The organism is Streptomyces sp. NPDC047315 (assembly GCF_040643215.1).
Taxonomy (GTDB): domain Bacteria; phylum Actinomycetota; class Actinomycetes; order Streptomycetales; family Streptomycetaceae; genus Streptomyces.
Genome location: NZ_JBEYTZ010000011.1, coordinates 1 through 12,345 on the forward strand (window position 1 = coordinate 1; position 12,345 = coordinate 12,345).

Consider the following 12,345-nt stretch of genomic DNA (forward strand, 5'->3'; position numbering starts at 1 on the left):
GTTGGCCCGGTAGCCGTCGAAGAAGTGCTCGCAGTCCAGGAACACCCGTCGGCCCTGCTCGCGCAGGTGGGAGACGGTGTCCCGGACCATCTCCAGGTTCTCCTCCAAGGTGGTGCGCAGCGCCAGTTCCACATGCCGGTCGTGCGATTTGGCAACCAGCGTGATCACGGGCGCGCCCGACGCGAGCAACGCCTGGACCTGGGGGTCCCCGGCAGCGGTGGCGCCGGCGCGACGGGTCGCACCGAAGGCGACGAGCTGCGCGTTCTTAAAGGTGATCTCCTGCTGGGCCCGGGCGAAGAACTCCGTGTCCCGCGGATTCGCCCCCGGCCATCCCCCCTCGATGAACCCCACGCCGAAGTCGTCCAGATGCCGGGCGATGGCCAGCTTGTCCGCAACGGTCAGGTTGATGCCCTCACGCTGGGCACCATCACGCAAGGTGGTGTCAAAGACGTGGAAACCGTCGTTCGTCGGCCGCGTCGGTTGCGGCTGTGGCTTCGGCTTCGGCTTCGGCTCGGTGTTCATGGCTTGTGCTGCTCCTGTCGGATGGGCGGGTCCCGGAATGACTGGATCCACTTGCCCCTATCCTCTCGCGCGGGGCGCCGCCGGCGGGGGTGGGGCCGGGGGCGCGGGACGCTGCGGAAAAGAAAAAACCCCTCGCGGGTGCGAGAGGTCTGCGCGCGGGTCTGGGGCACGGTGATGCACGGCGTACGGGTGGTGACGTACGGGGTGTCACGGCGGACCGGCGCGCCTGCCGATAATCATGGCGAGGGTAGGCACGGTCGCATCCTGCCACACGCCTCCGGCGCGGGCGGCAGGGTCTCACCATCCGGGACGCCGATCTCGCGCCCCGCGCCCGGGGCCACCCCCGCCGTTCCCCCTGCGGGGCGCTGAGCCCGTGCGGGTCGCGGCCACCCGACGCCACCGCCGTTTCCCCTGCGGGAGCGCTGAGCCTTCGCGGCCTGTGGTCACCACCAGACACCGCCGCCGCTTTCCCTGCGGGAGCCATAAGTCTCTGCGGACCGTGGTGGGCTTGTCGCGCAGTTCCGCCCCCTACGCCCCAGAGGGCGTGGGGGACCCCCAGCGCCCCTGGTTGCCCGTGGCGTCGGCCCGCTCGATCGGTACGCCCTCCGGGCGAAGCCCGGGGGCAGCCTTTAGGGGCACGGGGAACTGCGCGAACAACCCAGCACGGCCCGCGGACGAACAACGGTTTTCAGGGGCGCTGGGGGTCGCCCCGCGCTCTCTGGGGCGTAGGGGGCGGAACTGCGCGAACAGCTCACCGCGGGCCGCAGATGGACGCGGGGTTCACGTGGCGCTGGGGGCTTTCGGGGCGGAGGTCGCCACGGGGGACGCACGGCCCACGGACTTCAGGTCGATGTCGCGGGTCTCGCGCATCGTCAGGTACACCACCAACGACACCCCCGCACACCCCGCCACGTACCAGTAGTACCCCGACTCGACCCCCGCGTCCTTGAACCACAGCGCCACGTACTCCGCCGTCCCGCCGAACAGCGCGTTGGCGATCGCGTACGGCAGCGCCACGCCCAGCGCCCGCACCCCCGTCGGGAACAGCTCCGCCTTCACGCACGCGTTGATGGAGGTGTAGCCGGTGATCACCACCAGCGCCAGCAGGGAGAGGCCGAACGCCGGCCAGAACGAGCCGGCGTGCTGGAGCAGCGTCATGATCGGGACGGTGAGGAACGTGGAGCCCAGCGCGAAGGTGATCAGCAGCGGACGACGGCCCACCCGGTCCGACAGCGCGCCCGCGAGCGGCTGGAGGCAGGCGAAGACGATCAGCGCGAAGAAGGAGACCAGCGTCGCCGTCTGCTTCGACAGGCCCGCGGAGTTGGAGAGGTACTTCGTCAGATAGGTGGTGTACGTGTAGTACGCGACCGTGCCGCCCATCGTCAGCGCGATCACCAGGACCGCCTCCCGCTTGTGCGCGAGCAGCGCCTTGATGGTGCCCCGCTCCCCCGCGGGGGTGGCTTCGTCGTCCTCCTCGTACACCTCCGTCTCCAGCATGTTGCGCCGCAGGTAGAAGACGACCGCGGCGCCCAGCGCGCCGATGATGAAGGGAATGCGCCAGCCCCAACTGTGCAGCGCGTCGTCGGACATGGTGCGCTGGAGGACGATCTGGAGGCCGAGGCCCAGGATCTGGCCGACCGTCATGGAGACGTACTGGAAGCTGGAGGCGAGGCCCCGACGGCCGGGGGCGGACGCCTCGGTGAGGTAGGTCGCGCTGGCCGCGTACTCGCCGCCGACGGAGAGCCCCTGGAGGAGACGGGCGATCAGCAGGACCGCCGCGCCGCCGTATCCGGCGACCGAGTACGTCGGGGCGACGGCGATGAGCACGGCGGACGCGGACATCAGCGTGACCGTGAGGGTCAGCGCCGACTTGCGGCCCTTGCGGTCGCCGACCCGGCCGAGCAGCCAGCCGCCGACCGGCCGCATGAAGAAGCCGACGGCGAAGATGCCGGCGGTGTTCATGAGCTTGGCGGTCTCGTTCCCGTCGGGGAAGAACGCGCCCGCGAAGTACGTGGCGAAGCTGGCGTACACGAACCAGTCGAACCACTCGACCATGTTGCCGGCCGAGCCGACCCAGATCTTCTTCCAGTGCTCTCGTCCCATGGGCGAAAACCGTGCCGGAGGCCCGTCGACAGCGACAAGGGTTGCATCGGCAACGATCGGGAGTACTTGCGTGCGTTGCGTTCCCGACCGCTCGCGACCCGCGCCTCAGGCCGCGTCGTCGACGGGCAGCAGCGAGTCGGCCAGGAAGTCGGCCACGTGCGCGAGTGCGCGTTCGCGGTCCGTGCCCGGCAGCCCCACGGCCACGTGCACGCTCAGACCGTCCAGCAGCGCCCGCAGCCGGGTGGCGAAGCGGTCCGGCCGCACCGCGCGGAACTCGCCCTGGGCGATGCCCTCCACGAGCAGGGCGACCAGGTCGCGGTGCCAGGCGCCCTCGATCGCCGCCTGCCGGGCGCGGGCCGCGTCGTCGGCGTACGCCGAGCGGTTCCACACCTCCAGCCACAGCGTCCAGTGCGGGTCGCGCGGCGCGTCGGGCAGATAGAGCCGTACGTAGGAGTCGAGCCGCGCTGCGGCCGGGGCGGGCCGGGACAGCAGCGCGCCGCGCTCCACGCCGAGCCGGCCCTCGCTCCACTCCAGGGTCCGCAGCAGCAACTCGTCCTTGGTGCCGAAGTAGTAGAGGAGGTGGCCGCTGCTCATGCCGACGTCCCGGCCGAGCCCCGCCATGGTCAGGGCGTCGAGGCCGCGCTCGGCGATGGTGTCCATGGCGGCGCGGAGCACGGCCTCGCGGGGCGGCGCGACATTGCGCCGCCGAGCGGGTGGGGTCATACGGCGGCCTCGGCCTTTCTGGCGACGTCCGGTGGTGCCGGGGGGCCGGCGCCGATTCACCCGTACGTTCTACCGGATCCGCGGAGCGTACCTATGCGGAAGGGAACAGGTTCTCGTACAGGTCCGCCACGCAGGACTCGTGCAGATACGCGTGGAGCGCGGCGCGCACGCCCAGCACGTCGCCGCACGCCTCGATGTGCTCCAGGGAGCGGCAGGCGTAGCCGCACGCCTCGTACTCCTCGCCCTCGGCCGCCTCGATGGCGGCCAAGCCCAGGTAGACCAGGGAGCGTTGGGCGTGTTCGTCGGGGGCGAGCGTGGTCATCGAGTACAGCAGGGTACGGCGTGCCTGCCCGGTCAGTCCGGCCTGGAGTTGGACGCGGCCTTTGAGGACGCCGAGCCCGGTGGGGGTGCACCAGTCGAGCCAACCGGCCGCGGCCTCGTCGTCCGCGGCCCCGGTCAGGGCGGTCTCGGCGTCGGCGACCAGCCGTAGGGCGCGCTCGTTCTCCCCGGCGCCGGCGGCCCGTTCCGCGTCGACCGCGGCGAGCCAGGCGGTGACGCGGCCGTCCGGAGCGCCGCGGTCGGCGAGCGCCCGGGCCTCGGCCAGCATCCCGGCGCCAGCCTCCCCGGACGGGTCGGCGAGGAGCGCCAGTTGACCGAGGGCCGCGGCGCCCAGTCGGGGGTCACCGGCCTCGTCGGCCGCTTCGCGGGCCTGCCGGAAGCTGCGTTCGGCGCCCTCCCGGTCCTTGAGGCCGTGGTGCTGGACGCGGCCGGCGAGCAGCCGCGTCTCGGCGAGCGCGGCGGCCAGCGCGCGCCGCGGCCCGCCCTCGGCCTTCGCCAGCAGCCCTCCGCCCTCGGCGGCGTGTTCGGTCACCGCCCCGAGGAGTTCGGCCGGTTCGGTCGTCCAGTACTGCGCGCGCAAGGACCGGGTGTCCGTCTCGAAGTCGGCGGCCGGTGTGGTGCCGGCCTCGCGTCGGGCGTCGTCTGCGGTCGGGGACAAGCTCTCTTCACCTCCGGGAGGACGACCCGCATCACCCCGGCGGGGACGTCCGTCCCTCGATTGTCCCCGAACCCCCTAGCTCCCCGAACCGTCCGAACCGTCCGAACCCCCCGAACTCTCCGCACTCCCCGAACTCTCCGCACTCCCGGCGATCGCGGGCTGCTGCTGGGTGATGCAGTGGATCCCGCCCCCGCCGGCGAAGATCTTCCGGGCGTCGACGAGGGTGACCTCGCGGTCGGGGTAGAGCCGTCGGAAGGTCCGGGCGGCCTGCTCGTCGCGGGGGTCGTCGAAGGCGCAGAGCACCACTCCCCCGTTGCACACGTAGTGGTTGATGTACGAGTAGTCGGCCCAGCCGCCGTCCTCGTCGCGCAGGACGGTGGGCGCCGGGACCTCGACGACCTCGATCGGCCGGCCCTTGGCGTCGGTCTGGGTGCGCAGGAAGGCCGCGTTCTCGGCGCACGGGCCGTGGTCGGGGTGGGCCGGGTCGGGCTGGGTGTGGACGACGACCACCCCGGGCCCCGCGAAGGCGGCGACGATGTCGACGTGGCCGAGGGTGCCGTACTCGTACGGCGGGTAGTCGGCGGTCAGCCCGCGGCGCAGCCAGATCGCCTTGGTGGTGCCGAGCTTGGCGTGGACTTCGGCTTCGACCTGCTCCTTCGTCCAGCCGGGGTTGCGCTCGGGGCCGAGTTGGACGGTTTCGGTGAGCAGGACGGTGCCCTCGCCGTCGACGTGGATGCCGCCGCCTTCGTTGACCAGCGGGGAGCCGTGCACGGGCGCGCCGACGAGGTCGGCGACCGCGCGGGCGATCTTCGCGTCGTGCCCCCAGCGGGCCCACGACTGGGCGCCCCAGCCGTTGAACACCCAGTCCACGGCGGCCAGCCGGGTGCCGTCGGTGACGAACGTCGGGCCGATGTCCCGCATCCAGGCATCGTCGAGTTCGCGTTCGACGAGGTCCACGTCGGGGCCGAGGAGAGTGCGGGCCTGGGCGCTCTGGCCGGGGCCGACGACGACCGTCACCGGCTCGTGGCGGCGTACGGCGCGGGCGACGGCGGCCCAGGCGCGCCGGGACTCCTCCAGGTCGTCCCCGGTGAAGGTGTCGTTGGGGACGGGCCAGGCCATCCAGGTGCGCTCGTGCGGGGCCCACTCGGGCGGCATGCGGAACACGGCGTAACTCCAAAGGGGGCAGCGGGGGTGTCAGAGAGGGATCGGAGAGGCCAAGGGAAATCAGAGGAAGTAGAGACGGTTCAGGGAGATCGATTCGGCGGGCTCGGAGCGGATCGGGGCGCCGTCCAGGGTCACCAGACCGGTGCGGCCGTCCACCCCGACGTCCCCGGTGCGGGAGTTCAGCAGCAGGTCGGCGGGGCCGATGCCGCGGGTGCCACGGACCGCGACCCGACGGCGGCGGGTGGGCATCCGGTCGCCGCCGAGGTCGATCGCGGCCTGGGCGACGAACGCCACGGACAACTCGGCCGGGGTGGCGCCGTGCGCGCCGAACTGCGGCCCGAGGACGAGAGGTTCGCAGGTGTCGGTGGCCGCGTTCGGATCGCCCGTCACCCCGTACGCCGGGAAGCCGGCCTTCAGCACGAGTTGCGGCTTCGCGCCGAAGTAGCGCGGGTGCCACAGCACGATGTCGGCGAGCTTCCCGGTCTCGATGGAGCCGACCTCGTGGGCGAGGCCGTGCGCGATGGCCGGGTTGACGGTGAGTTTGGCCAGGTAGCGCAGCACCCGCGCGTTGTCGTCGTGGGGGCCGTCGCCCTCCAGCGGGCCGAGTTCGGCCTTCATCTTGCCCGCCATCGCGAAGGTGCGGCGCACGGTCTCGCCCGCCCGGCCCATGCCCTGGGCGTCGGAGGAGGTGATGCCGATCGCGCCCAGGTCGTGCAGGACGTCCTCGGCGCCCATGGTGCCGGCGCGGATGCGGTCGCGCGCCATGGCGGCGTCGCCCGGCAGGTCGGTCTTGAGGTCGTGGACCGAGACGATCATGCCGTAGTGCTCGGCGACGGCGTCCCGGCCGAAGGGGAGGGTGGGGTTGGTGGAGGAGCCGATCACGTTCGGCACCCCGGCCATCTTCAGCACGTTCGGCACGTGTCCGCCGCCGCAGCCCTCGATGTGGAAGGCGTGGATCGTACGGCCCTCCAGGACCCGCAGGGTGTCCTCCACCGACAGGCACTCGTTCAGCCCGTCGCTGTGCAGCGCGACCTGGACGTCGTGTTCGTCGGCGACCCGCAGCGCGGTGTCCAGGGCGCGGGTGTGGGCGCCCATGTCCTCGTGGACCTTGAAGCCCGACGCACCGCCCTCCGCGAGGGCCTCGACGAGGGGCGCGGGGTGGGATGAGGAGCCGCGGGCGAGGAAGCCGATGTTCACCGGCCAGGCGTCGAAGGCGCCGAAGGCGTGCCGCAGCGCCCAGGGCGAGTTGACGCCCACGCCCCACACCGGGCCGAACTCCTGGCCGATGACCGTGGTCACCCCGGACGCCAGGGACGCCTCCATGATGCGCGGGGACAGCAGGTGGACGTGGGTGTCCACGGCGCCGGCGGTGGCGATCAGCCCTTCGCCGGAGACGATCGTGGTGCCGGTGCCGGTGACGACGTCCACGCCGTGCAGGGTGTCCGGGTTCCCCGCCCGCCCGATGCCCGCGATCCGGCCCTCCCGGATGCCGATGGACACCTTGCGGATGCCCTGGACGGCGTCGATGACCAGGACGTTGCTGATGACGACGTCACACGTCTCCCGGACGGCGGCGGCCTTGAGGTGCAGCCCGTCCCGGGCGGTCTTGCCGAAGCCGGCGAGGAACTCGTCACCGGGGTGCTGGGAGTCGGACTCGACGCGCACGACGAGTCCGGTGTCACCGAGGACGACCCGGTCGCCTGCGCGCGGGCCGTGCACGGAGGCGTACTCGTACGGGTCGATCCCGCGGCCGGCCCCGCGGTCGCCCGCCGCGCGGTGGTCGTGACCGTGATGGTCGTGCCGGTGGTGGTCGTGGCGCTCGCCCATCGGTCCGCTCATCGGTCCGCTCCCAGATAGCCGCAGGCCGCCGCCTTCCGCAGGGCCTCCTCCTTGGCGCCCGGCGCGTCCAGCGGGCCGTCCACCAGACCGGCGAAGCCGATCGCCACCCGGTCCCCGCCGATCGGGACGAGCCCGACCTCGCCGTGCCCTCCGGCGTCGAAGCGCACGGAGGAGCCGGCCGGTACGCACAGCCGCATGCCGTACGCCGCCGAGCGGTCGAAGTCGAGCCGCGGATTGGCCTCGAAGAAGTGGAAGTGCGAGGTGACGCTGACGGGCACGGCGGCGGTGTTGCGCACGGTGAGCACCACGGCGGGCGCCGGCACGGGCGCGGCGGGGCCGGGCAGGATCGCGCCGGGTGCGGCGGCGCCGAGACCGCCGCCCGCGATGGGGCCGGAGACCACGGCGAGCCGGGACCCGTCGTCGAAGACGGCCTCCACGTGCACCTCGGTCACCACGTCCGCGACCCCGGGCAGCACGTCGTCCGGGCCGAGCACCGACCGGGCCGCGTCGATGGCCTCGGCCAGCCGCCGGCCGTCCCGGGCGGCCTCGCACACCGTGTCCGCGATCAGCGCGGTGGCCTCGGGCACGTTGAGCCGCAGTCCGCGCGCACGGCGCGCCCTGGCCAGTTCCGCGGCGCTGAAGAGCAGCAGCCGGTCCCGCTCCGTGGGGGTCAGTCGCATCCCGCCACACACCTCCTTTTAGAGCGCCACTCTAAGAGGTGGAAGCGCCGAAGAGAAGGATCGACGGGCAAGTTTTCGAGCAGCGCTCAAAAATGGGCGGGGTCAGTCGACGGTGCGGCCGAGGTCGGCGGCGTAGTACGTGATCGCCCGGCCGAACTCCCGCACGGTGGGGTCCTCGCTGGTGGTCGCGACGAGTTCGAGGAGGAGGCGTACGGACTCCTCGTACCGCCCCGTGTTGTAGAGGGCCATGGCCCAGAACGTCCGCAACCCGCCGTGGTCCGGGAACGCGGCTACGGCTTCCCGCAGCGTGGCCTCCGCCTCCTCGTACCGGCCGAGCACCCGCAGGGTGCTGCCGAGTCCGAGCAGCGCCTCGCGGCGGTCGGCGTCGGCGAGCCCGTCGCCGGCCAGGGCGCGGCGGTAGTGGGGCACCGCCTCGGCCTCCCGTTCCAGGACGTCGTGCGCCCAGGCGGTCTGGTACGCCACCTCGGCGTCGTCCGGCCACTGCCGGGACAGGGCGAGGAGGCGCTGTCGGGCCTCCTCGCGCGAGGCGCCGTCGCCCCGCTCCCGCAGCCGTATCGCCTCGGTCAGCGCGGTGTCCCGCGCTGTCCGCCGTGGTCCCGTTGGTCGTGCCGACGCAGTCATGCCCCCATCCTCGCCGGGCGGGGGCGGGGGCATGACGCGGGCCCGGTGCGGAGCGGGATCAGCCCAGCTCGTGCATCCAGCCGTGGCGGTCCTCGGCGATGCCCCGCTGGATGTCCAGCAGGCCCTGGCGGAGCTTCAGGGTGACCTCGCCGGGCGTGCCGTCGCCCTGGACCCACTCGGCGCTCTCGGACTTGACCCGGCCGACGGGGGTGATCACCGCGGCGGTGCCGCAGGCGAAGACCTCGGTGAGCGTGCCGTTCGCGGCGTCCCGCGCCCACTGCTCGGTGGAGACCCGGCCCTCTTCGGCCTCGTATCCGAAGTCCGCGGCGAGGGCGAGCAGCGAGTCACGGGTGATGCCGGCGAGCAGCGAGTCGGTGAGCTGCGGCGTGACGATCTTGTTCCCGTACACGAAGTACAGGTTCATGCCGCTCAGCTCCTCGACCCACTTGCGCTCCAGGGCGTCCAGCCAGACGACCTGGTCGCAGCCCTTCTCGGCGGCCTGGGCCTGGGCGAGCAGGGAGGCGGCGTAGTTGCCGCCGGTCTTGGCGAAGCCGATGCCGCCGGGGACGGCGCGCACCTGGTCCTCCGCGAGCCAGACGGAGACCGGCTTGACGCCGCCGGAGAAGTAGGCGCCGGCCGGGCAGGCGATGACGACGAAGAGGTACTCCTTCGCCGGCCGCACGCCCAGGCCGACCTCGGCGGCGATCATGAACGGGCGCAGGTAGAGGGACTCCTCGCCGCCGTGCGCCGGCACCCACGCCTTGTCCGCCTGGACGAGGGCGTCGCAGGCGGCGACGAAGGTCTCGACCGGTAGCTCCGGCATCGCGAGCCGGCGCGCGGAGGTGCGGAAGCGCTCGGCGTTGGCCTGCGGGCGGAAGGTGGCGACCGAGCCGTCGGGACGGCGGTACGCCTTCAGCCCCTCGAAGATCTCCTGCGCGTAGTGCAGGGTCATGTTCGCCGGGTCGAGCGAGAGCGGCGCGTACGGCGTGAGCTGGGCGTCGTGCCAGCCCAGCCCCTCGCTCCACTTGATCGTCACCATGTGGTCGGTGAAGTGGCGGCCGAATCCGGGGTCGGCCAGGATCGCCTCGCGCTCGGCGTCGGAGAGCGGGTTCGAGGAGGGCTTCAGCTCGATCGTGGGCGTCGTCGTCATGAGTGCTATGTCCTTCACCGTTGTTTTGGCGGACCGCGCTACACCCGCTCGTGGTGCTAGGACGTCCGAGCAATCCCGTAGGCCACGGCCCGGTTCGATTATCGCCCCCTGGGGGCGTGCTCGAAACGGGTGGTACGGGGGGAATGTGCGGTCCGGAGTGCTGACTGGCCGATCAGTGCACCCGGGGCCGCACAGGAGGAAACCGCCGGGCGCTTGGCGACCCGGCGGCTTCGTGGTGGAGCGTCGGGTCAGGTCGCTACGCGTACCGCGAGCGCGTCGCCGATCTCGTCCGTCGTGCGGAAGGTTCCGTCGCGCTGTGCCAGGTCGGCGGAGACGGCCTCCTCGATGCGGCCGGCCTCGGCGTCGAAGCCGAGGTGGCGCAGGAGGAGGGCGACGGAGAGGATCGTGGCCGTCGGGTCGGCCTTGCCCGTGCCCGCGATGTCGGGCGCGGAGCCGTGGACGGGCTCGAACATCGACGGGAAGGCGCCCGTCGGGTTGATGTTGCCGGAGGCCGCCAGGCCGATGCCACCGGTGACGGCTGCGGCCAGGTCGGTGAGGATATCGCCGAAGAGGTTGTCGGTGACGATGACGTCGAAGCGCTCCGGCTGGGTGACGAAGAAGATCGTCGCGGCGTCGACGTGCAGGTAGTCGGTGGTGACCTCGGGGTACTCCTGGCCGACCCGGTCGAAGATGTTCTTCCACAGGTGGCCGGCGTACACGAGCACGTTGTTCTTGTGGACCAGCGTCAGCTTCTTGCGGGGGCGGGAGTTGGCCCGCTCGTACGCGTCGCGGACGACGCGCTCCACGCCGTACGCGGTGTTCAGGCTGACCTCGGTGGCGACCTCGGCGGGCGTGCCGGTGCGCAGCGAGCCGCCGTTGCCCGTGTACGGGCCTTCGGTGCCCTCGCGCACGACGACGAAGTCGATCTCGGGCCGGCCGGCGAGCGGGGTCGCCGTGTTCGGGAAGAGCTTCGAGGGGCGCAGGTTCACGAAGTGGTCGAAGGCGAACCGCAGCTTCAGGAGCAGTCCCCGCTCCAGGACGCCGGAGGGCACGGAGGGGTCGCCGATGGCCCCGAGCAGGATCGCGTCGTGCTCCTTGAGGGCCGCGAGCTCCGCATCGGGAAGGGTCTCACCGGTGCGGTGCCAGCGCTGGGCGCCGAGGTCGTACTCCTTGGTCTCCAGCTTCACGTCCTGCGGGAGGACGGAGGTCAGGACCTTGAGGCCCTGGGCGACGACCTCTCGGCCGATGCCGTCACCGGGGATCACTGCGATGTTGAGGCTGCGGGGCATGGGGGAACCCTACTGGGTGTCCCACCCCATGACACGAGCTGTCCAGCTTTTGGACAGCACGGCCGCCGCGGCGGGCTTCACAGGCTCGGGGAACCGCCGTTGTCGCGACGGTCCAGCGCGCGCTGGAGCGCGGCGGCGGCGTTCTTCCGGTCGGACTCGGTGGTGCGGACGTGACGGACGCGGACGCGACGGACGCTCGGTGCGGACATGGTGGATCGACTCCTTGAGATCGCGGGGATTTCGAGGCGCCGGGCGGGGCGGCGCGCCTGCCCCAGGGGTGACCTGGCCGTGGCACGGGCGCGGACCGCCGTTCGCTGGATCGAGCGAGGCGTTCGGCTCCTACAAAGCTAGGGCAGTGAAGCGTCGCTGTCTCTACAAGTAGTCGGACTTCCTACTATCTGAGACGGAGATCATGGAACCCGCAGGTCAGGGGAGGTCGACCGGGCGCTGATCAACTCACCCGATTGGAGGTTTGGCCATGCCGATGGGAACCCCGGGGCGAGCGGCGACGACCGAACGCCGCTGGGCTGCGTGGGCGCGGGCGCGGGCGCGCCCTGAGGCTTGGGGGCGCCTTGAGGCTTGGGCGCGCCCGCGTCCGTTCGCCTCAGAGCACGTCGCCGTCGCGCCAGTCGAAGCCGAGCGCGCCCTCGCGGGCGGGGACCGCGCCCCACACGTAGGTGGAGCCCTCCTCGTCGGAGAAGCGCACGACGCCTTCGGGGCCGATGCCCTCGACGCGGCCGGGCCACGACCACCAGCCGCGCGAGCGGTAAAGCCCCGCGCCCTCCGGGGAGGCCGACAGCGCGCCGAAGGCGTACGCGCGCTCGATGACCTGCTCCAGGACGGCCATGACCCGCCCGCCGAGCCCTCGGCGCTGGAGGTCGGGCGTCACGCCGAGGGCCTCGACGTACCCCACGCGGTACCAACGGCCGCCGTGGGTGACCCGGCGCATGACCACCGAGCCGTGGGCCACCAGCCGGCCGTCCGGCCGGTGGATCAGTACGTGCACGCCGCCGAGGCCGTGGTCGAAGTCCTCGTCGGAGAAGTCCCCTTCGAACGCCTCGTCCATCAGGGCGCGGATCTCGGTCAGTTCGGCCGGGGTGAGCTGGAAGGTGTGCAGGACGCGCGGTTCGACGTCGGCGAGGGAGCCGGCAGCGGCGCCCGCGGCGGTGCTGGAGGTGTGGGGCATGGGCATGGCCCCAGCCTTTCAGGCGATCCGTCGGGTACGTACTCATTTTC

At 72.3% G+C, this 12,345-nt stretch carries 11 protein-coding genes and 1 pseudogene; all 12 read right to left on the reverse strand.

Annotated features, from left to right (window positions below):
* A pseudogene (locus ABZ842_RS14830) lies at nt 1-522 on the reverse strand (citramalate synthase); the annotation flags it as partial.
* A 780-nt stretch (nt 523-1,302) separates the two neighbouring features.
* Nucleotides 1,303-2,625: an MFS transporter gene (locus ABZ842_RS14835; protein ID WP_361536937.1), complete on the reverse strand. Its 1,323-nt coding sequence runs from the start codon at nt 2,623-2,625 to the stop codon at nt 1,303-1,305.
* A gap of 105 nt (nt 2,626-2,730) precedes the next feature.
* The gene (locus ABZ842_RS14840; protein WP_361536939.1) at nt 2,731-3,348 is read right to left on the reverse strand and encodes a TetR/AcrR family transcriptional regulator; all 618 of its coding nucleotides are present in this window, start codon (nt 3,346-3,348) and stop codon (nt 2,731-2,733) included.
* A 91-nt stretch (nt 3,349-3,439) separates the two neighbouring features.
* The gene (locus ABZ842_RS14845) at nt 3,440-4,345 is read right to left on the reverse strand and encodes a hypothetical protein (protein ID WP_361536941.1); all 906 of its coding nucleotides are present in this window, start codon (nt 4,343-4,345) and stop codon (nt 3,440-3,442) included.
* A 75-nt stretch (nt 4,346-4,420) separates the two neighbouring features.
* A complete protein-coding gene (locus tag ABZ842_RS14850) occupies nt 4,421-5,500 on the reverse strand; it encodes an agmatine deiminase family protein (RefSeq protein ID WP_361537232.1) in 1,080 nt (359 codons plus the stop codon).
* A 69-nt stretch (nt 5,501-5,569) separates the two neighbouring features.
* A complete protein-coding gene (locus ABZ842_RS14855) occupies nt 5,570-7,348 on the reverse strand; it encodes an urease subunit alpha (RefSeq protein WP_361536943.1) in 1,779 nt (592 codons plus the stop codon).
* Nucleotides 7,345-8,028: an urease subunit gamma gene (ureA, locus tag ABZ842_RS14860; RefSeq protein WP_361536945.1), complete on the reverse strand. Its 684-nt coding sequence runs from the start codon at nt 8,026-8,028 to the stop codon at nt 7,345-7,347. Before ureA ends, ABZ842_RS14855 begins: the two co-directional genes overlap by 4 nt.
* A gap of 102 nt (nt 8,029-8,130) precedes the next feature.
* Nucleotides 8,131-8,670: a tetratricopeptide repeat protein gene (locus ABZ842_RS14865; protein WP_361536947.1), complete on the reverse strand. Its 540-nt coding sequence runs from the start codon at nt 8,668-8,670 to the stop codon at nt 8,131-8,133.
* A gap of 58 nt (nt 8,671-8,728) precedes the next feature.
* Nucleotides 8,729-9,820, reverse strand: coding sequence for a branched-chain amino acid aminotransferase (locus tag ABZ842_RS14870; protein ID WP_361536949.1), 1,092 nt, complete (start codon nt 9,818-9,820; stop codon nt 8,729-8,731).
* A 248-nt stretch (nt 9,821-10,068) separates the two neighbouring features.
* Nucleotides 10,069-11,109: a 3-isopropylmalate dehydrogenase gene (locus tag ABZ842_RS14875; protein ID WP_361536951.1), complete on the reverse strand. Its 1,041-nt coding sequence runs from the start codon at nt 11,107-11,109 to the stop codon at nt 10,069-10,071.
* 77 nt (nt 11,110-11,186) lie between these two features.
* Nucleotides 11,187-11,318 carry a hypothetical protein gene (locus ABZ842_RS14880; RefSeq protein ID WP_361536953.1) on the reverse strand — a complete coding sequence of 44 codons (132 nt, stop codon included), beginning with the start codon at nt 11,316-11,318 and terminating at the stop codon, nt 11,187-11,189.
* 395 nt (nt 11,319-11,713) lie between these two features.
* The gene (locus ABZ842_RS14885) at nt 11,714-12,295 is read right to left on the reverse strand and encodes a GNAT family N-acetyltransferase (RefSeq protein ID WP_361537233.1); all 582 of its coding nucleotides are present in this window, start codon (nt 12,293-12,295) and stop codon (nt 11,714-11,716) included.
* Between the last annotated feature and the right edge of the window lie 50 nt (nt 12,296-12,345).

Bases quoted from the DNA above. Each gene is read 5' to 3' on its own strand.
- ABZ842_RS14850 (WP_361537232.1), bottom strand. From the start codon at position 5,500: ATGCCGCCCGAGTGGGCCCCGCACGAGCGCACCTGGATGGCCTGGCCC.
- ABZ842_RS14865 (WP_361536947.1), bottom strand. From the start codon at position 8,670: ATGACTGCGTCGGCACGACCAACGGGACCACGGCGGACAGCGCGGGAC.
- ABZ842_RS14855 (WP_361536943.1), bottom strand. From the start codon at position 7,348: ATGAGCGGACCGATGGGCGAGCGCCACGACCACCACCGGCACGACCAT.
- ABZ842_RS14870 (WP_361536949.1), bottom strand. From the start codon at position 9,820: ATGACGACGACGCCCACGATCGAGCTGAAGCCCTCCTCGAACCCGCTC.
- ABZ842_RS14835 (WP_361536937.1), bottom strand. From the start codon at position 2,625: ATGGGACGAGAGCACTGGAAGAAGATCTGGGTCGGCTCGGCCGGCAAC.
- ABZ842_RS14840 (WP_361536939.1), bottom strand. From the start codon at position 3,348: ATGACCCCACCCGCTCGGCGGCGCAATGTCGCGCCGCCCCGCGAGGCC.
- ABZ842_RS14885 (WP_361537233.1), bottom strand. From the start codon at position 12,295: ATGCCCCACACCTCCAGCACCGCCGCGGGCGCCGCTGCCGGCTCCCTC.
- ureA (WP_361536945.1), bottom strand. From the start codon at position 8,028: ATGCGACTGACCCCCACGGAGCGGGACCGGCTGCTGCTCTTCAGCGCC.
- ABZ842_RS14880 (WP_361536953.1), bottom strand. From the start codon at position 11,318: ATGTCCGCACCGAGCGTCCGTCGCGTCCGCGTCCGTCACGTCCGCACC.
- ABZ842_RS14875 (WP_361536951.1), bottom strand. From the start codon at position 11,109: ATGCCCCGCAGCCTCAACATCGCAGTGATCCCCGGTGACGGCATCGGC.